Here is a 25,439-nt window from a genome sequence, read left to right as displayed (position 1 = left end):
TTTAAACCCTCAACTGCATATATTTTTAGAAATGGAGAATAAAAAGTGATCGAATTTATTGCTCAATATCCGTGGTTAGAGGCTATTTCTTGGCTTGTTATTCTTACTATAGCTGCCCTTTTAGTGAACTTTCTAGGACGAAAATTACTTATTCACGGAGCAAAAAAACTCTCTTCTTTTCTCCCAAAAAATACAACGATCGATATTAATAATGCTATTCAATACATAGCGGATATCATTTCAGCTTTTATTCTTTCAATTGGTGTTAATTTTATCTCAACATTGCCCGATGCATTTAGCACTGTCATCGGTAATGTTGCCAACGCCTTCATTATCTTCTTTGTCGTCCTGACAATTTCTTCCTGTCTCAATGTCATTAACATCCTTTACGAACAACGACCAACAGCACGACTAAAACCAATAAAAGGTTATATTCAAATTGCTAAAATTGCACTTTTTGCTGTTGCAACAATTTTAATGGTCGCTACATTAATTGACCGCTCCCCTCTTATTCTCTTCTCCGGTCTTGGTGCAATGGCCGCGGTTCTCATGTTAATTTTTCAAGATACGCTTCTTTCTCTCGTTGCCGGTATTCAAATTTCATCCACTGATATGGTGCGTGTTGGGGATTGGATTGAAATCCCCAACCTCGGTGCCGATGGTGATGTTATTGAAATTGCCTTGCATACTGTTAAAGTTCAAAATTTCGACAACACCATCACCTCAGTTCCTATCCGTAAACTTGTGACCGACCCTTTTAAAAATTGGCGTGGAATGCAAGAATCGGGTGGAAGACGCATCAAACGCTCTCTTTTTATTGATCAATCAAGTATCCATTTTCTCACAAAAGAAGAACAAAAATATCTTTCCCGATTTAATTTATTAGAAAATTATTTCACGCAAAAAGTAGCAGAAATTGATCAATGGAATGCTCAATTAGATAAAAATCATGATGTCTTAGCCAATACACGCCGTTTAACCAACATTGGAACTTTTCGTGCTTATGTTTTTGCTTATCTACAACAGCATCTAAACATCAATCCTAATATGACCCTCATGGCACGACAATTACCTCCTACAGAAAATGGTTTACCTTTAGAAATCTATTGCTTTACGAACACCACCGTTTGGATAGACTATGAACAAATTCAAGGCGATATCTTTGATCACCTTTATTCCATTCTGCCCTGTTTCGGTCTAAAGGTTTTTCAAAATCCAAGCGGTTATGATTTTAATCAAGTATTAAAAGCAAAAGTAAAATAAAAACAATAAACTTCAATTTATTAATTTGAGGCAACCGCATTCACAACAACAAAGAAAGAATAAAGTATCATGAATGGTTCATTGGTACTCCTTCATCTTGCCGGCGCTATTTCTTTACTTCTCTGGGCCACACGCATGGTGCGCACAGGAGTTGAACGCGCCTATGGTGACAGACTTAAATATAAAATGTGCCACGTCGTTTCAAAACCATTGTTTGCCGTAAGTTTTGGGCTTTTTACAGCAATGATTTTACAAAGCTCTACAGCAATAACACTCCTCGTTGGCTCTTTCGTTGAATCTGGTTTTGTCTCTGGAGTAGCAGGACTTATGGCTGTACGCGGAGGAGAATTAGGATCAGCAATCGTTGTAAAAATCCTAACCTATGATCTCACACTTGTGGTGCCCCTTTGTCTTTTAATTGGCACTTGTATCTTCATGACAACAGAAAAACGTGAATGGCGTCAAATAGGACGTATTATCATCGGTATTGGTCTTTTGATTTTATCTTTAGAAATGATAAGTACAGCGACAGAGCCTTTACGTGAAAGCGAAATTTTGCCTAGCATCATTCGTTATCTTTCAACCGATCCTGTTTCCACTTTTTTGTTGGCTGCTGGCTTAACCTACCTCTTACATTCATCTATTGCAGGAATCATTTTGCTGGTCAATTTTGCCAATTACGATCTTATCCATACGCAACTCTGTGTTGTCATGGTTCTTGGTGTCAACTTTGGCTCTTCTCTTATAGCACCACTTTTAACGCGCAACGCCTCTCCTAATACTCGCCTCGTTCCCTTAGGAAATTTACTCATGCGTGGAGCAGGGTCAATCCTTATACTTATCTTATTTCTCTCCTTTCAACCACCCATCACATGGCTTGGCAATAACGCCCCTACTCAAGTGATTAATGCCCATATCATTTTTAATGTTTTCATTCTCCTTGCTGGAATACCTCTTTCAAAGTGGGTTTTAAAATTAACCACTCAGATCGTGAATATAAGTGCAAAAAAAACGCAAACCGATAAAACGCTCAATTTATCCGATCAAACAGCTCTTGATGATAGTGTTCTTGAACGCCCAACTCTCGCCCTCTCGAATGTCATGCGTGAAGTCATTCATATTTGTGATCTTGTAGACATCATGCTAGAAAAAATTATGGGACTTTATGAAAAGCCTGATCCCAATATTATTCGTGAACTCAACCAACTCAACACCATATTGGACAAAAAACATATCGCCATCAAACTTTATCTTGCACGATTAGCGGGACAAAAATTATCTGACGAAGAAGCTCTTCAAACGCAAGAACTTCTAGGTGCCTGTATAAAATTAGACCAAGCAGGCGATATCATTATTCACAATATGTTGATGCTGGTTAAAAAGAAACAACAAAAAGGTTTACAGTTCAGCAGCGAGGGCTGGAGTGACCTCCTTCGTTTCCACGCCATTGTACTAGCCAACGCGCATATAGCATTTAACGTTCTCGTCTCACGTGATACACACACTGCACACCTATTGGTACAAAAAAAAGATCAACTACGAAACTTAGAAAAAGAGATGAGTTTAAAACATTTTAAACGTCTGCGTGAAGGGGATCTCAAAAATGTAGAATCATCCAGTCTTCATCTTGACACTGTGCGCGACCTCAAACAAATCAACTCTCTTTTGACCTCAATGATCTACCCCATTTTAGAAGAACAGGGACTTCTTCAAAGTTCTCGTCTACGCAACCCTGTTGAAGAACAAACAGAAAAATCTTAAAATTTTAAAATAACTTGAATAAGAAATGCATCTCATCTATCATTAAATTTTGAACATTCAAATACCTTGATCAAAATATCAATTTAGTAAAAATATTTTATCTATTTGACATTTTAAATGAATTTTCTTCATCGTAAATTTCTTCCATTTAAAATCTACTCATGATGAATTCCTCAAAGTCATTTGCTTGCACATTACAAACAAAGTAGCATATAGAATAGAACTCTTGAAGAAAGACGTCAAAATACCTAACCATCTCAAAGCCAAGACTGTTCAAAACATAAAGAGATGGTCAAGAGCATGACAGTTGCAATCTAAACCCGCCTTGTAAAAAGGGAACCGCTTCACAGTAGCAACGAAACAGAAATACTCTATAAGGAATACAAAACCCCACAAAAATGCAACGTTTATATCAAGATTGGTAGAGGTTCAATCTATACAGCCACGCTATAACCTGTCAACGAAACAGTTTTCATTTTAAACATCATTGATATCAATTGGCAAGCTCCAAACTTTTAAATATCCATTTTACTTATTACTTTAATCACAATTGTCTTTTAAATGTAAAAGAGAGCTTAAAAAGCTTATAAATACACTTTATGAATTCTTAAAACATTTTCACTAATATTTTCTTCTTTTATTCATATTTCTCAATTAATTAATTTGTTTATAAATTAAAATGTATTATATAATTTATACTTATTAAGTATTATATATAATATAAATGTGAGTATTATTTTAATATAAAGGAAATTAATAAGTAAAATCTCTAACAGAAATATCCTTTCCACTGGGTAAAAAAAGAATAAACCTTGATTTTTACAAAGTTTACTCTAGTTACAATTTAAATTCAGGCAAAGGAGGGTATCATGGAAAATGCAAACATCGGTTGGATTGCAGCTATTATTATCGGCGGGATTGCAGGTTGGGCTGCACAATATATTATGAAAAGCCAAACAGGAATATTATTAAATATTATCTTAGGGATTATTGGCGCTGCGCTAGCGAGCTTTCTTTTTAGTCTTTTAGGTGTAAGTTTTGCTGGTTGGCTTGGCTATCTTATTTCAGGTTTTATAGGAGCCTGTATTCTTATATGGATAGGAGAAAAAATTCGATCATAGAGTATCTATTTTTACACTTTTGGGGATTCAATACAAAACTAGGAAACAACTAGCAGAGTTTGAAATATTCCCCTGTAACTTGTTGTTATTAATTTTGATATGATGGTGAGATGCTTAAGCTGCGATTTTAGGCATACACCATCACCGTATTATAAAACCAAATGCAGTAAAGAACTTTATAACGCACCATTTCATACCTATATAAACTTACGCATATCAGGAAAGATATGTTGCGTTACTTTAACGAAATACGAACTTATTTTTGTACCACGTGCGCAAATCCAGCTTATCTCACTGTAATAACAATTCATAAGGTTACAAAAATCACTAACGATGATTAAAGATTCTACCGTATAATGCTTAATACCTATACACTTTATCAACAATACCCTTTTTACCGAAAAACTCGAAGAGCTTTTTTGCATCTTAAGAAATAAAGAGAGATGGCAAGAACAAAATGATAAATAATTTTTTCTAATCTATGAAATAATATTAATATAACTTTATTATAGAATTACTACACATTATGTGATGTAATATTTCAAAATTTTAACAATATAATATATTTTAAAGTTTATCAAAATATATGCATTAATATAAACTTCTTTATTATAAAGAATACGATCTTCTTTACATCTCAATTCAAAAGATTTGAATATCTCTTCACTTTCTAAAGTATAAAATAAAGTTTTGTTCCTCTTAAAACTTCCTCTTTATATCATCTTGCATAGATGAATTTTTAGCTCTTCTTTATATGTGTTACAAACGAATTTTAAAGCACGAAACATTTTTCCCATTGCTCTCATGCGATAAAGAAATTTCCGTAACACATTGTGAAAGCGCCTTGAACAAAACATAATACTTTATTTTACTTTTTTAAATGAAAATAATCCTATAATATATACTTCCTGCATATCTTCTTTTAAAGACCTTTGCTTTCGATTTTCCCTTTGATATCTTCCTGTTAAAATCTTGCTGCTTTTATACTCCTTGTATTACAATAGAGCTATCTATTTAACCCAACATAACATATGGAATAAGACTTTAGCTGTGGAGTAAAACGATGTCTTATCTTGAAGATTCCATCTTACCACCTCTAAAGTGGTTTTCTGATCAAAGTCCTCCAATACCAGAAAACGTTCGCAATTGGCTCATGGAATCGGGCTCAATGACGCTTCGATTAAAGAAATATTGTACCTGCCTCCAAGTTCAACCACAACGCGAATGTTTTATTACGCGAGATAAATTAACAGAAGAAGCAGAGCATATCCCCGAAAGTGCGCGTTATTGGCTACGTGAAGTCATATTAATGGGAGATAATAAGCCTTGGCTCCTTGGACGCACTGTAATTCCACAAGAAACCCTCCTACACAATCAAGCCTTAATGCATTTGGGAACTGTACCTCTAGGACATTATTTATTTAACAATGACAAATTAACCCGCGATTACATTCATATTGGTCAACAAGGTGCGCTATGGGCACGTCGTTCCCGCTTGCGGTTAACGGATAAGCCATTGTTGCTAACTGAACTATTTTTAACAGATTCACCACTGTATCCCCACAAATAGAGGTTACTCATTTGATTCTGCATAATTTATAGATTTTATATAGCTTATAAGGGATTTAATCAGAGAAAAGAATTTCAAAATTATCTCAAGAACACATTACAAACAAAGGCTTCTTTTCAAAAGATCTTTTTATTTCATAAACTCAACTTAAAAATCTCTTCCCTAGAAAAAACGTTTTAAAGTTTTGATTTTCTTATCATTAAAACCAGTACTTGAATTAAAAAGATACACACCATATTGATAAAACCATCTATATTTAAATTTCTTGCTGAATAATCACCACTCTAAAATACGGAAACTCTTTATCAAAAAAATGCTTTGAAACAGCAAAAAAGACAATAATACACTCTCCAAAATTGGAAATCTGTATCAATTAGCTTAATCATCCTATTTTGAAATTTTTAACAGTGCTGACAATAGATCTTTTTAAAAAAGTAAAAACTCTATAATATTTTTGTTTTTTAATGGTCTAAAAGCTTTGAAAAACAGAAAATATAATACATAAAAGATGTTTCATTGCTCTATGAGAGCCTAAAAAGTTTAGTTGATATCAAAAAGTTATTTTTTTGATAATAGTATGTGTGTACAAAATAAATGAAATTTATTAACATCCTACTAACTTACAAAGGCGACGCACAATAAAAAATATTTTCCAATCCCCTTGAATTAACAAGATCTATTGCAATTTCTTACGAAGACTATTGCACACTTTAGAAAAATTCATTTGCCCCGCATACCGTTCCTTAAGCCATGCCATCACCTTACCGATATCGCGTAATTTTTCAGCCTTTGTTTGTGCCAAAGCTTCACAAAGAACTTGTTCTACTTCCATCTCCTTAAGTTGATAGGGAAGAAATTCACGAATAACTTCTATTTCTGCTTGTCCTCTCTCTGCCAATTCCAAGCAACCAGACTCTTTATAGGCTCGCATCAATTCTTCACGCTGTTGAAGCATTTTAGTGAAAACAGACTGTATCTGCTGATCATCCACTTCTAGCTTCCCTTCATCATAATAAAGGATATCACGATCCCTAACTGCAGCATTCATTAAACGAAGTGTAGCAAGACGCGCACTATCTTGCGCTTTCAAAGCAGCCCTAAGAGCCCCATCAATCTGGTTACGCAACATAAGTTTATCCAATTTTGTTCAAGAAGAAGATGCCTTTTAACCAATCTTTATCCATCTTGCAATGGAGGATAAAAAAATAATTAAGGACTCGATCTTCGAAAAGCTAAAACAAGACTTTACCTCTTCATTGAATGTACTTATACTGCCTACTTCAAGCGAAACGTTACCAGAATAATATACACAGCATCTGTTAAAGGTATGATTTTTGTGTAAAGTTGATCATTATACCTTTCAGGGAATAAATTGTGGATACATACTATGATACAAACAACTTCACCCAGCCACCCTTGGAGTATCAAAAAACCTACAGCCCTCTTAGTCTTAGCAGATGGAACCATTATTGAAGGTAAAGGAGCAGGTGCTACAGGTATCGCTGAAGCTGAAGTGTGTTTTAACACCGCCATCACAGGCTATGAAGAAATCCTCACCGACCCGTCATACACACAACAAATCGTTAATTTTACTTTTCCTCATATAGGAAATGTAGGGGCAAATAGCGAAGATATTGAAGATCTCTCTCCTCTCAATTGTCATGGTGCTGTTGGCGCTATTTTCAAGGCAGACATTACAAATCCCTCAAATTACCGTGCCAATGAAAATCTTAATCAATGGCTTAAAACGCATAAAATTATTGCACTTTGTGGTATTGACACACGTGCGCTCACAATTCTTATTCGTGAAAAAGGTGCGCAAAATGCTGTCATTGCACATGATGCTAATGGAAATTTTGATATTCCTTCTTTAAAGAGGCGTGCGCAAAAATGGCACGGTCTCGTCAATCTTGACCTTACGAAAGATGTGACATCTCAATCATCAATGCAATGGGATGAAAAAACATGGAGTTGGAATAAAGGATACGGTACAAACAATGTGCACAATCTTCATATCATTGCCATTGACTATGGTATTAAACGCAATATTCTTCGCCTTATGGCAACACAAAAAGCCCGCATTACTGTTGTACCTGCCCACACAACTGCAAAAGAAATTCTGGCAATGAATCCTGATGGCGTTTTTCTTTCTAATGGACCAGGAGACCCCGCAGCTACGGCTCAATATGCCGTTCCAACAATCAAAACATTAATTGATCATAATTTACCAGTTTTTGGAATATGTCTTGGTCATCAACTTCTCGCTCTTACGGTTGGTGCAAAGACCGTGAAAATGCACCAAGGACATCATGGTGCCAACCACCCAGTTAAAGACCTTAACACTGGAAAAGTTGAGATTGTATCGATGAATCACGGTTTTACCGTAGATTCTACCTCTTTACCACAACATGTTCAAGAAACACATATTTCTCTCTTTGATGGTTCAAACTGTGGTATTCGAATCATTGGAAAACCTGTTTTTTCTGTTCAATACCACCCTGAAGCTTCTCCGGGACCACAAGATAGCCACTACCTCTTTCGGCATTTTAGTGATCTCATTATGAATTATAAAAAAATATCTTAAAATAAAAAGCCTCACCTTTTAGCTTCTCTCCTTTAAATTATATTATCTTCCTAAGCACAATTATATTATTTTTATACCTACAACTTATTGAATAAATATTCTTATTTATCATTCTGAAACTAAAAAGAGCGCACTGAATAGCTTAAATTTTTCTCATTCCTCTTCTCTTAAGGTCGTATCCATCAAAATCATTGGCTTTTCCCCCCCCAAGCAAGATAAGTGTGTCGATAAAAACTATTTTTAAAAAGAGTAAAGTGTCTAACCTTCAAATAAATATTGGATTCACAATACAATTTTAAGAATTATATTGTGCATGAGAAGTATAATTCCTACTAAAGAATAAAAAAATTAAATTGTGAGGCAATGCAACAAATCTCTACTTTTTAAAAGATATTGCCGTAGATGGTTTTGAAAACTGTACAGCCGAATAAAAAAGTAATAGCAAAACAGAAAAAATCTTTTCAATTTTACAACTTTATATTCTTCCAAAATGAGATTTTCTTTTGATTCCAGAAGTGATGCCAACAAATATAAGCAATATTTTACTTCCAATTTGCCCTATAAAATTTGGAATTGTTCATACAATACTGATACATCTAACTCAGATACATTTTAATCTTTGTTTTCAATATGCTGCTGCATTAGCACTGAATATTAATTTGCAAGCAATAGAAAAAATACGGGCTCCCCTATACAAACAATATGACAAAATAAAAAAATTATTTTCACTAAATGAAAAGGATATATCGATATTTTAACAACACTTTGCAAAACAAACATCCCAAAAACTTTCTTCCTATAAAGTTTATCTTGTGCATTCTCTAGCAAAATAGTACATACCAGCCCCTCTCAACACATTAACGTACCCGCAAGGCAAAAATGACCGTTGCAATGACAAGAAGCAAAAAACCTCCTATAAAAGGAGCACCAGAAAAATAAAACAGTGCATTTTTATCTGTAAAACATTCAAAGAGAAACACATAAAAAACAGAACCAAATATTAAACTTAACGAAATAACAGATGTCATTGCTCCTTGCAGTTCTCCTTGTACATTTGTTGGTACCTGCGCTGAAGCAATAGCACGTATAGGTGCCTGAACAAGATATTCAAGCATTGTGCACGCACAAACCATATAAACCATCCACCCCTGCGTCGCAAATGTATAGCCCAGCATAGCAATGGAGGCAAACAAAAGCCCCACTATAACAATATGCCAATCACTCCATCGTTTAGAAAAATAAGGCAAAATGAGAGCGACTACAATAAATTGGCCTATTCCAAAAACACTATAGGAGATCCCAATAGAAAAAGAACTCCAATCATAGCGTTCTTTTGCAATGAACGCCCAAATGCTTAACCATACAGATTCCGCAAACCAATAAAGAAAAAAGACCAATAATACCCAAAGAACCATCGGATATTGTTTCAGGTGCCAAAAAGCACCTAAGGGATTTGCCCGCTTAATATCAAAAAAGCGCCTATTCCATAAAGAAAGAGTTTCTGGAATCATAGCCCAAGAAAAAATAAAATTAATGAGTGAAAAACCAGCAGCAAAATAAAACGGAATACGCGGACCAAACTGACCTAAAAAACCACCAATAAACGATCCTAAAATAAACCCCAATGCGGATGCAACGCCTAACAGACCAAAATTGCGCGTACGGGTTTTATCATCGGATATATCGGCAAGATAAGCTGTACAAGTTGCAAAACTAGCGCCACTTATCCCCGATAAAAGACGCCCGATAAATAACATAGAATAGCTCCATGCTATAGCACATATGAGATTATCAAGAGCAAAGCAGATAATAGAGACAAGCAAAATAGGACGACGACCATAACGATCAGAGAGATTACCAATAACAGGAGCAAACAAAAACTGCATCACTGAGTAAGCAGCAAGTAATTTTCCTCTTTCTACAAAAGATGCACTGACATCTTTTCCAGTTAACTGAGAAAAATATTCAGGCAAAACAGGACAAATGATCGCAATACAAAGAATATCTAACAATAAAGTGATGAACACTAAAATGAGCCCACGCTGAACAAATTTCGGATTGAGCATTTGGTCTTGCATAACATACACACTATTTTACGCATACAATGACTCCCCCGCTCTATTTTAACTCCCTTTTCCTTTTAAAAGTATTCTATACCGTATATTTTTCACATATAATATAATAACAAAGTAAAAATTACAAAAAGAGTCAAGATAAAAATATAAAATTATTTTTTACTTGATATATCATTATCAAAATATAAGAATATCTTTTATATTAAATGAAAAAATATTTATGATAATAAATCATGAATAATTAATAGTAAAACATAGAGTATTAAAATAACTTTTGAGATATTATGATTAATTTTATAATACATTATTATCACTTCTCATACTGCTAATTTTTAAAACATAAACTATATTAGATACATCAATACCATATAATAATTTAAAACTTTAATAATCATAGTAAAAATATATTAATACTGTAAAAATTGTTTATATTTATTGAATAAATCAAGATTATATGTTATTATTACATTTAAATGCTAATAGCATAAGAAAACAGTTCTTTTAGTACGTGTTGTCCATAAACTGTTAAATTCAAAAATGGTGTATAAAATGCGAAAAATATCCCTATTAATTATCACTTTAATGTTAGTGATAGGACGTGATGTCGAAAATTCTTATTCACAAGAGGGGGGGATAGAAAATAAAATAGAAACACAACAAACAACCAGCGTAGAGCTAGATCCCTATACTTTAAATAAATTAAATGCTCTTCTCAAAAAACGTTCAGAAATAAATGATCACGAAAAAGGAGCCATGATTGACTTTCTTTCTGAAGCTTTTTTAGGAACACCTTACAAAGCCCATATGTTACATGGCTCAGAAAATACACCAGAAAAACTGATTATTGATTTTAGAAGCTTAGATAACTTCATTTGTATGGATTATATTGAAGCATTGCGCAAATCAACAACCCCAAAAGAATTCATAAATAACATCATAAAAACGCGTTACATTAAGGGTAATGTTCACTTTTTAAACCGAAAACATTTTTTTACAGACTGGGCTTATAGAGAATATAAACTCGCCACTGATATTACCGCTGAAATAAGTCCTCATGCAGTCAGCGTAGAAAAATATCTCAATAAAAAAGCTGATGATAGACGCTATCTTCCTGGACTTCCAGTTGTGAAACGCACAATAACGTATATTCCAAGTAACTTTATTAATGAAGAGGTTATAAGCCGTTTAAAATCAGGGGATTTCATTGGCATTTATGCAAAACTTGCTGGATTGGATGTAACACATGTAAGTTTCTTTATCATGACAGATAAAGGGCCAATGTTACGACATGCTCCTTCACACAAAGAAAATGAAAAAGTCGTCGATACCCCTTTTATGGATTATGTTGCAAAAACACCAGGAATCGTCGTTTTAAGAGCCCTTGAATAACATCATAGCGATATGGAATATCTTCTCTATTCTTAAAATATATACTGTCGTTATTCCGGCAAACATCTAACTTCGTTCAAGCTATCCGGATACGATATATTTGTTTACAGTTTTAAGAGAAAAAAGTCATTTTGATCTAACTTTGTTTATAGGTATGACAAAATCATTTTTGGAGAAATTACGAATTTGTAATCACTTTTACTTATTGAAAGATAAAGACAGAAAAAACTCTACTATAGTATCACGCTTTCTTTTCATATTCTCAACCAAAAGTTATCTATAGATTACAGCTAATCTGATCTTTACAAATATAACGAAAAATACACAAACGAATGTTTGTAAATATAAGTAAAAGTAAAGCCAGATATGTTTGGTTATTGTCTATAAAGTATTTTATAAAAATTCGATCTACCTCTCTAATTTATTGCGTATAAATTTTTGACTTTATAGCATTGTTTTCCTTATAAAGTCTTTTCTTTTTGTTGTTGTCTATAAATTAAAATAGCCCTGATATAGCAGCATATTTATGATCAAAATGCACCAGTACTGTACGAGTCCTTGTAAAATTTTGATACCAGATTGAAATAAAAATATGAAAGTATCAATTAAAAACCAGTCTCTATCTTTAGCATCATTCTTTAGTCCAGCTTTGCGATTTTCTACAGCAACGACAATAATATCCTTTAAAGAGTAGAGATATGAGCATTATTTTTTGTTTTTTCATTCTTTAATGTGTCCCCATCCTTCATGTAATAAAGAACACTCAAAACAGAACACATTGTATCGATAAAACAACACATTTATTAGCAACAATAATGATGATTAATCTATGATCACAAACTTTAAAATTCTATTCATAACTTTTATATAAAATTTACAATTAAATCTCATTAAACTTATTACGAAGGCTTCACTCCTCTTCTCCCTAAGCAACGAAACATCTACTCCTGACAGTCTGTAAACAATCCGTTTTCTTAAGTGAATTTAAGCTGCTAACCATTTCATGAGATTCACTTACAAAAGAATACACCGGCAAATCCTATTTTGAATATTTACTCCATACTCTAGAAACACTTAATAGATCAAACTTTATATGCCTTATCTCACCACACCTTAAATGGCAGTGTTTTAACGACATAGAATAAATCTTGCCTTAAATACTCTGTTTAACCTTGTATACTTGATTAATGCAAAAATTAAATCAACGAAAGAGCATCATTGTATTTTCGAGAGATATGAATCACCCCATCATAAAAAAACAGTCTAACATAACAGACAATTTGAAAAATCTTTTTATATAAAAGGGATTACCGTTGTACCGGGAGGCAATTTTGCCTCATCTTCAGGCTCGACATGAATAGAAATACGTACATTATCAAATTCTTTTTGAAGAACAGCTTCGATTTTATCACAAATTTTATGTGCTTCTCCTACCTGCATTACAGCAGGCACAACCAAATGAAACTCTATAAAAGTAACCCTCCCAGCAACACGCGTCCGCAAATCATGGACCTCAAGCGCACCCGATGCATTTGCAGAAATCAGCTCCCGAATCCGCATGCTTTCATTCAATTCAACACCAACATCCATTAATCCCTGAACAGCATTTCTAATCACCTTCCAGCCCTGTAAGAGAATATTAACGGCAACGATTATCGCTAAAATTGGATCTAAAGCTCCCCATCCTCCGACAAAACCGGCAATCAAACCAATTAAAATTGCAAGCGACGTAAAAACATCTGTTATAAAATGTACTCCATCAGCTTTAAGAGCCGGTGAGCGATGGAGTTTTCCCTGCCCAATAAGAACCATTCCCCACATACAGTTTATGACAGTTGCAATAAGATGAATAGCAAGCCATATTCCAGGTTTCTGCAACAATTTAACGGTCGAAAGAGCTATCCATGCTTCTCTTAAAATAACAATTGCCGCAATAATAATGAGTACCCCTTCAAGAATTGCGGAAAAATATTCCGCTTTATGATGCCCAAAGGGATGATCATGATCTGCTGGCTTCATACTCACTTTAACAGCCCACCATGCTGCCAATGACGCAAGGATATTAACGATTGATTCCAATGCATCAGAATAAAGTGCAACCGAACCTGTGATGTGATATGCCCAATATTTCAAAGCAAAAACAATACACGCAATAAAAATAGAGTATAAAGTTAAGCTTTGTATATTGATTTTTACATCCATGAACCTCATCCTTTTCTTCACGAAATAGGGAATTAATATTTTCAACCATATCATTATACTTTTGGCATAACGACGATCTTTCCTCAATATTACAGAAGCTTCATCATACAATAAACGCTTCAGCTCACCATTATTATCGTAAAAACTGCTCAGTTACACGAACAGCACCAATAAATAAAGAAGAGAGAAAATAATAGAAAGAAGAGCTTTCCCAAGAGCAATCAAACACATAACCTTCATTATTAATCGTTTTCTGAATAACTTAAAGCCATCTCACTTCTCATAAACGAAAAACTTGTTTTTGCTCAAATCTATCATAATCATGCATTTTTTTAGTCTTATGATGTGCATTATAAGCCATCTTTGCACCTTAGAAAAAATATCTTAGCACTCTACGGTAACCTTACAGGTCAACTGGATTTTAAAATATGATTTACTAAAAAATTTAGATATAAAAAGAAGAACAATGATTACCCTCAAAAAAAAAGAATCTGGGCATTGGGGACCCAGATTCTTTTCCCTTAGAAATTAAGGGCATACAGAACTTGGGAAATAGCGGGGACCCAAGACACTGCACCCGATACAAGAAAAATATATGATTCCGTATCAGTACTTTTACTGTATACCTATGGTTGTATATTGTCAATAAAAATTCTACCATAAGTTTTAAAAAATATTTTTTTATCTCTTTTTTTTAAAATAAAACAAATTCAAACATCTGGAAATCATAAGAAAAAAACACTAAAAATCTCGCCATGCATTTGAATATCATAACAATCAATGAAACAGATGATCCACGCCTAAAAGCCTATCATAATATCCGTGAAAAAGATCTTGTTGGACGGCAACATCAATTTATTGCTGAAGGCAAAGTAACATTGTCCGCATTACTACACTCAAAAGAGTTTTCTGCCATCTCACTGCTCATCGTAGCAAACCGTCTCTCTGGACTTCTACCGCTTTTAGAAAAAACACAGCCCCTATGTCCCATTTATTGCGTTCCACAAAAAGTTATGGATAATATCACCGGCTTCCATGTTCATCGTGGTGTTCTGGGTATTGGTAAACGCAAAATACTGCCATCCTTACAAAGTTTTTTACAATATCTTCCAGAAAAAGCTTTGATTCTTGTTTTATGTGGTATCTCGAATCACGATAATATGGGATCAATTTTTCGTAATGCAGCAGCCTTTGCCAGTAATGGCATTATTGTCGACAAAACCTCATGCGATCCACTTTATCGCAAATCAATAAGAGTTTCTGCCGGCGCTGCTTTAAAAGTACCCTATACGCAAAACGCTGATATAGATGACATTATAGCTGCTCTAAACGATGAAAACTTTCATCTTTATGCACTCTCCCCTTCTGCCTCACACACTCTCAAACAAGCCAACAAAACCAAAAGAATAGCACTTATTTTTGGAACAGAAGGCGATGGCTTACCACCCCATATACTACAACAATCAAACACCTTACGTATTCCCATGACTGACGGTTTTGACAGCCTTAATGTTGCCACAGCCTCAGGTATTGCACTTGCCCATTTTACTAACTTTGACCCCTAAAGATGATAACACTTCAAGTTATAGAACATATCCAATGTTGTGTGTTATCTACCAGTCTCCAATAATATTACCGTTCCCTAGCCTTTGAAAACATTGATAAAAAACATTTTCACATTTTCTTTATCATCATTTTCCACACCCTAACCCCGCTTATGAAATGCAGAAGATATAATTTTGATGGATTCAATCATAAAATAAACTTTCAATGAGAAAATTTTCCGGAAGTCTCTCATTCAAGTTTAAGATTAAAAAATATCATTATAAATCAATTCACTATGCTTTATAAAGCTGTTGTTTTTAGTTCTGAGGAAACAGAATCTTTTGTTTCAAGATTACATAAAACGCGCTTCAACATCATTTCAGTATCGGCCGCACGTTCTGAATGTGTTACAAATCCTCCCCCAAGAATACGCGCCTCATGACCATTTCCATCATAAAGAACGCAAGCTTGCCCTGGTGCCACACCATTTTCACATTCCAATAAATCAACGGAAAAAATACCTTCTTTATAATGTAAGCGCGCAAGGTGAGGAGGACGCGTTGAACGCACCTTTACAGCCACCTCAATACCTTGAGAAGGGAAATTATCTAACGGTTCATCACCAAGCCAATTCACATCACGTAAAAAAAGCTTATGCGTTTCTAACATTTCACGCGGTCCAACAATAACACGTGCATTTTCCACATCGAGATAAATCACATACAGCGCTTCACCCGTTGACACCCCAATACCACGACGTTGACCAACAGTATAATTAACAATTCCCGAATGTTTACCTAAAATCTTTCCATCAATATGGACAATAACGCCAGGATTAGCTGCTTCTGGACGCAGTTTTGCTATAACATCTGAATATTTTCCTTGTGGAACAAAACAAATATCCTGACTATCATGCTTATTGGCAACCACAAAGCCCATTTCTGCTGCCATTTCACGAACGCGGGCTTTTGGAAGGTCACCAAGTGGAAAACGCAAATAATCAATCTGTTCTTGTGTCGTTGCAAAGAGAAAATAACTCTGATCACGATCATTATCGAGAGGACGAAAGAGTGCTCGATGCGCTCCGTGGGAACGCGAACGAATATAATGTCCCGTAGCCAAAGCATCTGCCCCCAATTCGCGTGCCGTTGCTAATAAATCAGCAAACTTAACCGTTTGATTACATGCAATACATGGTACTGGGGTCTCTCCATGAGCATAACTTTCTGCAAAAGGATCAATAACAGCTTCGCGAAAGCGCTTTTCATAATCAAGAACATAATGCGGTATTCCTAGTGTTTCTGCGACGCGGCGAGCATCTTCAATATCTTGTCCTGCACAACACGCTCCCACCCGATGCGTTGCTTCCCCATGATCATAAAGCTGCAACGTAATGCCAATAACATTATACCCTTCCTTTTTCAAAAGACCTGCAACAACCGATGAATCAACCCCCCCCGACATTGCAACAACAATGCGAGAATCCTCAGGTTGTCCTGGTAAATCAAGGCTGTTTAAAAACATGTATTCATTCTCTATTTAATGCTCTCTTTAATGGATACCCATCTATTATTAATATTCTGATGCGCGTTCTTTGCCACTTTTATACTATTAATTGCTCTTTATATTGTTTTTTTATCCTTTCCACAACCATAGCATCACATTCTAAAAAGCTGCTGCAAACAAAAAAAGAATGATGGAAATAAGGCATAATGGTAATTGTTTAGGAGAAATCCTTTTAGAAAACCTTTTTTCTCTTTTGAAAAATCCAGTAAAATATTGCAAGAATCTCTTCTAACACTTCAACTTGAGCTTCTTTTTACATACCCAATCACTTTATTAATTTTTTCTTTCAGCGCTTTTAGCTCTTTTTTAAATTTCATGCTCTATAAACGAATCAAGTCCTTGACTAAAGGTAGAGGATACGAATGAGCAACTTGATAAAAACACAAATGAAATATGTTATTGGGCCAGATGGAAGTCCGCTTACAATTGCCGACCTACCGCCGCAAACAACACGGCGCTGGGTGATTCGTCGCAAAGCTGAAGTTGTTGCGGCTGTCAGAGGTGGATTATTAAGTCTTGACGAAGCGTGCCACCGTTATACTTTGACTGTAGAAGAATTTATTTCATGGCAAAGTTTAATCGATGAACACGGTTTAGCGGGATTACGAACGACCAAGATTCAACACTACAGGCATTAAGTTGCCATTGATTAATAACATAAAGCAATCCATAAAACAGCTAAACTTGATAAAAGTTTGGCTGTTTTATACTATATCCAAAAGATAAACCTGAAAGAATGGATTTTTCAATAATTGCTTTTATCATCCAGCCATTAAATTAGCCAACCATTGAATTAGATTGAATCAAAATATCCTTATCATCCGCAGCAATCTTCTTTTCTCGTGCTTCCAAAAGCTGTGCACGTTGCAGCTCTGTATTAGCTTCATGGAGAGCAATTTCAGCATTTGTTTTTTGAAGTTCTAAATCACGAATTGAATTGATCAGATTATCACGTCTTTGCCGCGCTGCACGCGCAAAAGCAGAATAAGCAAAATGGTGAACATCATTGTTTCCAGATTTACGTTCTTCATGAGTAATCTGTGCTTCCAACTCTAACACCATTCGTTCAAATTCTGCGATCATCATCTCAAGCTGTGCAATTTCACGGCGCTTTCCACGCACTTGAAACATCCTCAATCGCACCATATTTTCTCGTGGCTTCATACTCACTACTCCTTGATTGCGCCAACTCAAAACTCGCATTTACACCCAATAAATATCTTTTAGTTATATATCTATCCGACAAAAACAGTCTATTAACTTGAAATTATAATAATTTCTGCCTTTCATTAAAGCATCTGAAAATACAATCTGCTTTAAAGAGTAATAACTATTTCTTTAACTTTTCCCCCATTATAAACTGAAGAGGTTTAAAGCTCAGTAAATAAACACTGAAATTGTAAAAAAGTAATTTATAAAGCTCTTTTACAATTTTTTTTTAAGTTAAAGTTTATAAAAAAGTCCTCCTTTTTTATTATGTTAAAAAATATAGGATTTTTCTAAAATAATTTTGTAGCCTCTTTCAAAAATAAAAATATTTTGTTAACCACTATCATGGATAGTGGGGAATTTAGTAGTGATTGTTACGCGTACTACTGAAATGTTCATAAACGCTTTGTTATAAGTGTTTGATTTAATGAATTGTTTTTATAACAGTGGTTTTGCTAACTGATATAAAATAGAAATGCTCCTTATGATTCGTGAAGGAGCAAAGTGAGGGATCTAAAATGCGCGTATTATTAATTGAAGATGATAGAGCAATTACTCAAAGCATTGAGTTGATGTTAAAGTCGGCTAACTTTAATGTTTATATCACTGATCTGGGTGAAGAAGGTATCGATTTGGGAAAACTCTATGATTATGATATCATTTTGCTTGATCTGAATTTGCCTGACATGTCAGGGTATGATGTCTTGCGGACTCTAAGGTTGGCAAAAATAAAAACTCCTGTCCTAATCCTTTCTGGTATGAATGCCATTGAAGACAAGGTTCGTGGTTTTGGCTTTGGAGCAGACGACTATATGACGAAGCCTTTTCATAAGGATGAGCTCATTGCACGTATCCATGCAGTTGTTCGTCGTTCAAAAGGGCATGCACAATCGGTTATTGTTACCGGAGATCTCACCGTTAACCTTGACACAAAAACTGTCGAAGTTGCAGGGCGCCCTGTTCATTTAACCGGTAAAGAGTACCAAATGCTAGAGCTTCTCTCTTTACGCAAAGGTACAACACTTACTAAGGAAATGTTTCTCAATCATCTCTATGGTGGAATGGATGAACCAGAACTAAAGATTATCGATGTTTTTATCTGTAAATTGCGGAAAAAATTGGAAGCAGTCTCTTCCAGTGTAAATTACATTGATACAGTTTGGGGACGTGGTTATGTATTACGTGATCCAGTTGAAGAGAACGTACGAAAAACCGCTTAAGCAGTGAACATGCACATTGTAAAATCTCGGAGTGTAGCGGGCCGAGATTTTTTCCGAGATCTTTTCTCTTTTAAAAGTAGAGACTCGCACACAAAAAATCTCATATAGAAAGCGCTTAAAGCTTAAGAAGTAACCACACCCAATTTACACATATAACCTTATCACTCATAAGTTCAATCGAAGCCACTTTTCCCAACACAGCTTAAGCGCTTCTCTCTTATTCAAAGCTTTTTTACACTTTCTAAAACAATACAACCATCACTTTCATCAATATTTATTTTCATCTCTGTCATCTGAGCAAGCAACATTGTGTAATAAAATTGGATGACATGTGCATCAACAAGCTCTTCTTGAACTTCTCCATGATATAACGCAAGAAAGTGAGGGGGTATACGGAGAGTTCTACCGAAAACCTCAAATCGAAAAGAACGTTTATTTTCTTCTTGCAAAATCATAACAACAATTTCACCACCACGAGAAACTGTTGCGTTTGCAATCAATAATAAATTAAGCAAAAGTTTAACTTCATCTTTTGCTAACAATAAAGAAGAAGCTTGCCATTTTAAAGTTGCTTTTTCTTCTTTCATATATTGCTGAGCAACCTGCTCTGCAGCCCGTGTATCTATTTGTCCTCCACTTGCACCAGCAAAACCAAAAGCTAATCGCGCAAATTGTAGACGTGCAGCAGCACTCGCAACGGATAAACGCACCAATTGTAAAGCATCTTCTTCAGCTCCTCCTTCATCATAAAGCTCCATTGCATTTTGAATAGCCCCCACAGGTGAAATCAAATCATGGCAAATACGACTACAAAGCAAAGCAGCAAGATCCATAGGCTTCAAAAAAATATCTAACGTCATAATGATTGAAAACTCCTAGATTCAAAAAAACAAACTTTATTTTAAAGAAAAACTCTTAACATCTGATGCATAATAGGAAACATTAACAATCATGCTAAAAAATTTAGAAATAAATTCAAGAATTTAAATAACCTTATATCTTATTTTTTATTTGAATAGAATGAAAATTCTAATATTATCTTTTTGTTTATCACTAATAAAAGGAGAAAACTCTATGGCTCTCTCTCTACTCAAATACTGGTACAAAAATATTATATCTTTAATCTTCCTTTTATTCATCACCATAAACACTACACAAGCTCGACTAAAACCAATAGAGCAAAACGAACCTCATTATTCACTCCAAGAAATTATTGATTCTGGTCATATCTTTTTTGGAAAAACAGCCAGTGGTCTGGCTGTTGCAATTCAAAATATTTTTTCAAAATACGGTTATCCCAATGCCTATATTTTAGGAGAAGAAGCTTCTGGTGCCTTTTTTGCTGGATTAACCTATGGCGAAGGAATGGTTTTTACCAAAAGCTATGGTCAACATAAAGTTTTTTGGCAAGGTCCCTCAGTAGGATGGGATTTTGGCGGACAAGGCTCCCGTTTAATGATCTTAGTTTACAATCTTAATGGCATAAATAATTTATGGAGACGCTATGGAGGTATTTCAGGTTCGGCCTATTTAATTGCAGGTGTTGGTTTTCATGTCCTCAAATACCATAATACCTTGTTAATCCCAATACGTACAGGAGTCGGCGCTCGCCTTGGTATCAATATAGGATATTTAAAATTAACACCTAAACCGACATGGAATCCGTTTTAAACGGTTTCTTATTTGAAAAGGGGTATTATGCTTATTCAATCATTTCTTTTTTTTATACTTGGAGTTGCTTTTACTTCCTGGTTACTGGTGCTTTTATCTCCTTTTATTTGGCGTAAAGCCGTTCATTTTGCGTATAAAGATGTTTGTGCGAAAATGCCATTATCACTCGCGGAAATAGAAGCAAATCACGATTTTCTTCGTGCACAACATGCTGTAGAATTAGCAAACAACCAAAAAAAGTACGAATTTTTGCAAAAAAAATATGTCCAACAAAAAATACAACTGAGCCAAGTAACAGAACAATTTTATCGGCTATGCCTCCCCACAAAAGATACTCTCACCAAAGAAGCGATAGCAATCAAACAAAATATCGCCACACTACACACTTCCAAAGGAAAGACAAATGATGCGTGAAAAAGTCGCACACTATCAGCAACGCTTACAAAAAATCCAAACTCATGAGCTGGACACGACCGCTAACCAGCAACTGCTAGAAGAACTCCGAGAAGAAACAAAAGAACTTGCAGCAACATTGGCAGCTCACATAGCACTACAAGAGGGGAATACATCACCCATCAACACATTGATTCAAAAATCCAAAAGCAAAAATGACCTAGCATCACGTATTCGCCAAAAAATAAAGCTTCTCTCCCAAGTCCCCCTTAAATAAGTTGTCTTTAAAAACACCTTAAATGAAGAGTGAAATCAACAAAGAGCTCTCATAACCGAAATATTTTTTATTAAACGTGGCTTTCTCACTAAACGAAAGAACAAATTTTCTTAAATCCACGCCGTTTTGTAAAAAAAACATCTTCTTGTCTCGCTGGTTCTCCTTGCTGATCATATCACCGCCCTAAAGGACAACATTTCATGAGTCCAGACAATTATACTTAAAAACATTTGCCACACACTCTAATAAAAATATTTTCTAAAATGGATCCATTCATAAAGCTTTTACATATTTTTAAAGATAAAAGAACTCTCTCAAGAGTAATAAAAGTCTTTTATTTTCTGAATAATCATATCCTGATCATTCTGCGTTAAATAAGGATGCATGGGTAAACTTAAAACACAATCTCCTAAAGACTCTGAAACAGAAAGAGAATCTGTGACATAAGGAAAATGTTTATAAGCAGGCTGTTTATGTAAAGGAGTTTTATAATAAACCATTGTAGGAATATAATTTTTTTGTAAAAAATCTTTTAGTTTATCACGTTCTTTTACCTTAATCGTATATTGTGCATAAGCAGAACGAATATTTTCTCCTATTTCTGGAACTGTAACAATATCTCTTAAGCCATCGGAATAACGTTGAGCAATTTCTACACGCTTTTGCATTTCATCTTCAAAGATAACAAACTTTTCTAATAAAATTGCAGCTTGAATGCTATCTAAGCGCGAATTCATACCAATACGGACATTATCATATTGCGTTTCACCTTTACCATGAAACAAAATAGAACGTAAAAGTTCTGCCAAATGATCATCATTGGTCATCATAGCACCTCCATCACCATAACATCCTAATGGTTTTGCAGGATAAAAACTTGTGGCCGCTACATCACCAAAAGCACCACACATAGTATTACCGCTTCTTCCGCCCATAGATTGTGCAGCATCTTCAATCACAAAAAGATTTTCCTTTGCTGCTACTTGAGCAATTTGCACATAGTCAGCAGGCAGCCCAAACAAATCAACAGCAATAAGAGCTTTTGGCTTTAGACGTCCTTCTTTTTTTACCATTTCAATTGCATGAGAAAGTTTTTCAACATCAATATTGAATGTATCAGGTAAAACATCAACAAAAACAGGTTTAGCCCCCACCAAAGCAACCACTTCAGCCGTTGCAGAAAACGTAAAACTAGGACAAAAAACAGCATCCCCTGGACCAATATTTTTAGCCATAAGAGGCATCTTCAAAGCATCTGTTCCATTAGCACATGCAATCACATGTTTAACGCCAAGATATTCTGCCAATTTCTCTTCAAATTCTGTTACTTTTGGCCCCAAAATATACTTACCACTAGCGACTACATGCGCAATTGCAGAATTAATTTTATCTTCAATACGCGCACGCTGCGCCCCAAGGTCGATGAATTGCATATTAACTCCATTGATCATCACAAGAATGCAAAAGCGCTACCTATCTCTTTTATCTATCATAATTGATATCAGCAGCTGTTAAAATCCGTAAAACCGCAATAGCATCATCACCATTTGTACGAGGCGATTGACGCGTTTCAATACAATGAAGGAAATGCCGTAATTCGCAAGTAAGCGGCAAATCTTCACAAACATCAATGTAATTCAGCTCATCCATGCTAAAAGCCCACTCTTGATTTTCTTTCCAAACGGCAAAATGGTGCATTGCCAATTTACGACTCCACGGTTCCATATCATCAAAAACGAGTATAGCCTTTGTTCCAACAACAATTAAACGCCTCTCACGATAAGAACTCAAGCGTGAAGTAAAAAGATGACTACGCACACCATTTGGAAAAGTCATATGAATATGAGAAAAATCAGAAATCTGATCAACGACAGCAGCGCCCTCACCACGAATTTCGGAAGGTTCACATCCTGTCAACGCCAAAATCATTGAGAGATCATGAGGGGCAAGATCCCATAAAGCATCACTGTGTGTGTGAAATTTTCCAAAGCCTAATCTATGAGAATAAATATATCGCACATCTCCCACATCTCCGTTTTTCACCAATTCACACATTTTTTCAAAAGCTGGATGAAAACGCAAAATATGGCCCACCATAAAAACTCGCTCATAGGCCTCAGCCTCCTGAACTTGGCGTTTAGCATCAGAAACATTCAAGGCTATTGGTTTTTCCACCAAAACATCTTTACCATTTTTAACAGCACGCAGCACATTTTGCGTGTGAAATTGTGGAGGCAGCGCCAACACCAGTGCATCAATATCTCTATGAGCAAAAAGATCATCTGGTTTAATAATCTCCACACCATACAGTGTTGCAAAACTGGCAGCACGATCACTATCAATATCAGAAACTGCTGCTAAAGCCCCAAGAGAGTGAAGTGTCTTTATATGATTTCCACCCCAATGACCGCATCCTAAAACCGCTACACGTGGCACCATTTTTACGCCTTACCTTACTTTATCATATAAAACTACACTTACATATCGAGGATAAAATAGAATGACAAGAAAAAAGCTTCAAAACGATGCTTGACATCTTACTATTCTACCCCTTATATCCGCAAAAGATGTAATTATTGACAATTATGATTGCTTATTTTGGCGGAGTAGCTCAGTAGGTTAGAGCAGAGGAATCATAATCCTTGTGTCGGGGGTTCAAATCCCTCCTCCGCTACCATTGTAGCTTGCCAGCTGTAGCTTGTGTAGTGTAGCTGTAGCTTGCCAGCAGGTTTTGTATATTTTGCCACTAGGTTTTGTACCAATTCATTTTTTTTCAAAGAGTTTTAAAGGTGTTCTCAAAGGGTCTTCAAAGACCTTATCTAAAGGGTATTTAAAGCTCCCTTTAACGCATTTTTCTGCTCCTATTTTTCCAAATCACTAAAGCATGTAAAATCGGATTGAAAGGCAAGGGAAACGATTCCTGTCGGACCATGGCGTTGTTTTGCTATAATAACCTCAGCTTTGCCCTTGGCTTGCTCAATTGCCTCTTGCCATTTGCTATACTCAGAGGTGCCTTCTTTTGGTTCTTCATTTTTGAGATAATATTCTTCACGATAAACGAACAGAACAATGTCGGCATCTTGCTCGATTGAACCAGATTCACGTAAATCGGAGAGTTGTGGACGTTTATCGGTTCGGTTTTCAACTTGACGTGAAAGTTGTGACAGAGCAATGATGGGAATATTGAGTTCTTTTGCAAGTGCTTTTAATCCGGTGGTAATGGCTGTAATTTCTTGAACGCGATTTTCTAATGAACGCTTTGAACCACTTGTCATGAGTTGGATATAGTCGATAATCAAAACATCTAAATCATGTTGTCGTTTCAGACGCCTTGCACGGGCGGCCAATTGTGCAAGGGAGACACCCCCCGTTTGATCAATATAAAGAGGGATTGTTTGTAAAGAGCGCATTGCGTGAATAATTTTTGCAAATTGCTCTTCTGAGATATTACCACGGCGCATATCCGAAGAAGAAACCTTTATTTGTTCAGAAATAATACGAGTTGCAAGCTGTTCTGTTGACATCTCAAGTGAGAAGAAACCAACAATACCCCCTTCATTGGCTTGGCTGTTATCACGCTTACAAGCATTAGC

General features: G+C 35.4%; 21 protein-coding genes and 1 tRNA gene. 13 read left to right on the top strand and 9 right to left on the bottom strand.

Features of this window, described 5'->3' with window-relative positions; all coding sequences use genetic code 11:
- Positions 1–45 precede the first annotated feature (45 nt).
- From ACFIM8_RS05475 to ubiC, 4 genes are all read left to right on the top strand, one after another.
- Positions 46–1,263, top strand: a complete 1,218-nt coding sequence (locus tag ACFIM8_RS05475) for a mechanosensitive ion channel family protein (RefSeq protein ID WP_375606944.1) — start codon at positions 46–48, stop codon at positions 1,261–1,263.
- 69 nt (positions 1,264–1,332) lie between these two features.
- Positions 1,333–3,024, top strand: a complete 1,692-nt coding sequence (locus ACFIM8_RS05470; protein WP_375608216.1) for a Na/Pi cotransporter family protein — start codon at positions 1,333–1,335, stop codon at positions 3,022–3,024.
- Between the two features lie 869 nt (positions 3,025–3,893).
- The gene (locus ACFIM8_RS05465) at positions 3,894–4,145 is read left to right on the top strand and encodes a GlsB/YeaQ/YmgE family stress response membrane protein (protein WP_375606942.1); all 252 of its coding nucleotides are present in this window, start codon (positions 3,894–3,896) and stop codon (positions 4,143–4,145) included.
- Between the two features lie 1,063 nt (positions 4,146–5,208).
- Positions 5,209–5,715, top strand: a complete 507-nt coding sequence (ubiC, locus tag ACFIM8_RS05460) for a chorismate lyase (protein WP_375606941.1) — start codon at positions 5,209–5,211, stop codon at positions 5,713–5,715.
- A gap of 676 nt (positions 5,716–6,391) precedes the next feature.
- Here ubiC and ACFIM8_RS05455 read toward each other — a convergent pair.
- On the bottom strand, positions 6,392–6,844 hold the full coding sequence (locus ACFIM8_RS05455; protein ID WP_375609255.1) for a GatB/YqeY domain-containing protein: 453 nt from the start codon (positions 6,842–6,844) through the stop codon (positions 6,392–6,394).
- Positions 6,845–7,102: 258 nt separating this feature from the next.
- On the opposite strand from ACFIM8_RS05455, the gene carA reads away from it, so the two are divergent.
- Positions 7,103–8,299, top strand: coding sequence for a glutamine-hydrolyzing carbamoyl-phosphate synthase small subunit (gene carA / locus ACFIM8_RS05450; RefSeq protein ID WP_375614605.1), 1,197 nt, complete (start codon positions 7,103–7,105; stop codon positions 8,297–8,299).
- Between the two features lie 857 nt (positions 8,300–9,156).
- Here carA and ACFIM8_RS05445 read toward each other — a convergent pair.
- The gene (locus tag ACFIM8_RS05445; protein ID WP_375614604.1) at positions 9,157–10,377 is read right to left on the bottom strand and encodes an MFS transporter; all 1,221 of its coding nucleotides are present in this window, start codon (positions 10,375–10,377) and stop codon (positions 9,157–9,159) included.
- Between the two features lie 546 nt (positions 10,378–10,923).
- On the opposite strand from ACFIM8_RS05445, the gene ACFIM8_RS05440 reads away from it, so the two are divergent.
- Positions 10,924–11,763, top strand: coding sequence for an N-acetylmuramoyl-L-alanine amidase-like domain-containing protein (locus ACFIM8_RS05440; protein ID WP_375606937.1), 840 nt, complete (start codon positions 10,924–10,926; stop codon positions 11,761–11,763).
- Positions 11,764–13,056: 1,293 nt separating this feature from the next.
- Here ACFIM8_RS05440 and ACFIM8_RS05435 read toward each other — a convergent pair.
- Positions 13,057–13,965, bottom strand: coding sequence for a cation diffusion facilitator family transporter (locus ACFIM8_RS05435; protein ID WP_375606936.1), 909 nt, complete (start codon positions 13,963–13,965; stop codon positions 13,057–13,059).
- 755 nt (positions 13,966–14,720) lie between these two features.
- Here ACFIM8_RS05435 and ACFIM8_RS05430 point away from each other — a divergent pair.
- Positions 14,721–15,530, top strand: coding sequence for a TrmH family RNA methyltransferase (locus ACFIM8_RS05430; RefSeq protein ID WP_375606935.1), 810 nt, complete (start codon positions 14,721–14,723; stop codon positions 15,528–15,530).
- Between the two features lie 280 nt (positions 15,531–15,810).
- Here ACFIM8_RS05430 and mnmA read toward each other — a convergent pair whose 3' ends face one another.
- Positions 15,811–17,034, bottom strand: a complete 1,224-nt coding sequence (gene mnmA / locus ACFIM8_RS05425; RefSeq protein WP_375606934.1) for a tRNA 2-thiouridine(34) synthase MnmA — start codon at positions 17,032–17,034, stop codon at positions 15,811–15,813.
- 404 nt (positions 17,035–17,438) lie between these two features.
- On the opposite strand from mnmA, the gene ACFIM8_RS05420 reads away from it, so the two are divergent.
- A complete protein-coding gene (locus ACFIM8_RS05420) occupies positions 17,439–17,714 on the top strand; it encodes a DUF1153 domain-containing protein (protein WP_375614603.1) in 276 nt (91 codons plus the stop codon).
- 139 nt (positions 17,715–17,853) lie between these two features.
- On the opposite strand, the gene ACFIM8_RS05415 is transcribed toward ACFIM8_RS05420, so the two are convergent.
- Positions 17,854–18,240, bottom strand: a complete 387-nt coding sequence (locus ACFIM8_RS05415) for a flagellar export protein FliJ (protein ID WP_375606932.1) — start codon at positions 18,238–18,240, stop codon at positions 17,854–17,856.
- A 563-nt stretch (positions 18,241–18,803) separates the two neighbouring features.
- Here ACFIM8_RS05415 and ctrA point away from each other — a divergent pair.
- The gene (ctrA, locus tag ACFIM8_RS05410; RefSeq protein WP_375606931.1) at positions 18,804–19,505 is read left to right on the top strand and encodes a response regulator transcription factor CtrA; all 702 of its coding nucleotides are present in this window, start codon (positions 18,804–18,806) and stop codon (positions 19,503–19,505) included.
- A 221-nt stretch (positions 19,506–19,726) separates the two neighbouring features.
- Here the strand turns inward: ctrA and chpT are convergent, their stop codons facing one another.
- A complete protein-coding gene (gene chpT / locus ACFIM8_RS05405; RefSeq protein WP_375614602.1) occupies positions 19,727–20,365 on the bottom strand; it encodes a histidine phosphotransferase ChpT in 639 nt (212 codons plus the stop codon).
- Between the two features lie 214 nt (positions 20,366–20,579).
- Between chpT and ACFIM8_RS05400 the strand changes: the two genes are divergently transcribed.
- From ACFIM8_RS05400 to ACFIM8_RS05390, 3 genes are read left to right on the top strand one after another with little or no spacing between them, the layout of a single operon-like run.
- On the top strand, positions 20,580–21,176 hold the full coding sequence (locus ACFIM8_RS05400) for a DUF1134 domain-containing protein (RefSeq protein WP_375606929.1): 597 nt from the start codon (positions 20,580–20,582) through the stop codon (positions 21,174–21,176).
- Positions 21,177–21,203: 27 nt separating this feature from the next.
- A complete protein-coding gene (locus tag ACFIM8_RS05395; RefSeq protein ID WP_375606928.1) occupies positions 21,204–21,590 on the top strand; it encodes a hypothetical protein in 387 nt (128 codons plus the stop codon).
- Positions 21,580–21,846, top strand: a complete 267-nt coding sequence (locus tag ACFIM8_RS05390; RefSeq protein ID WP_375608211.1) for a hypothetical protein — start codon at positions 21,580–21,582, stop codon at positions 21,844–21,846. Before ACFIM8_RS05395 ends, ACFIM8_RS05390 begins: the two co-directional genes overlap by 11 nt.
- 314 nt (positions 21,847–22,160) lie before the next feature.
- Here ACFIM8_RS05390 and ACFIM8_RS05385 read toward each other — a convergent pair whose 3' ends face one another.
- The gene (locus ACFIM8_RS05385; protein ID WP_375606926.1) at positions 22,161–23,279 is read right to left on the bottom strand and encodes a DegT/DnrJ/EryC1/StrS family aminotransferase; all 1,119 of its coding nucleotides are present in this window, start codon (positions 23,277–23,279) and stop codon (positions 22,161–22,163) included.
- Positions 23,280–23,328: 49 nt separating this feature from the next.
- Positions 23,329–24,285 (bottom strand): Gfo/Idh/MocA family protein, encoded by a 957-nt coding sequence (locus ACFIM8_RS05380; RefSeq protein ID WP_375606925.1) that lies wholly within the window; start codon positions 24,283–24,285, stop codon positions 23,329–23,331.
- 161 nt (positions 24,286–24,446) lie between these two features.
- Between ACFIM8_RS05380 and ACFIM8_RS05375 the strand changes: the two genes are divergently transcribed.
- A tRNA-Met gene (locus ACFIM8_RS05375) sits at positions 24,447–24,523 on the top strand.
- Between the two features lie 184 nt (positions 24,524–24,707).
- On the opposite strand, the gene ACFIM8_RS05370 is transcribed toward ACFIM8_RS05375, so the two are convergent.
- Positions 24,708–25,439, bottom strand: a 732-nt coding sequence (locus ACFIM8_RS05370; RefSeq protein ID WP_375614601.1) for a DnaB-like helicase C-terminal domain-containing protein, incomplete at its 5' end; no start/stop codon positions are given.

This window comes from Bartonella sp. AC535YNZD, from assembly GCF_042196625.1.
Classification (GTDB): domain Bacteria; phylum Pseudomonadota; class Alphaproteobacteria; order Rhizobiales; family Rhizobiaceae; genus Bartonella.
This window is presented reverse-complemented; position numbering and strand designations above follow the sequence as displayed.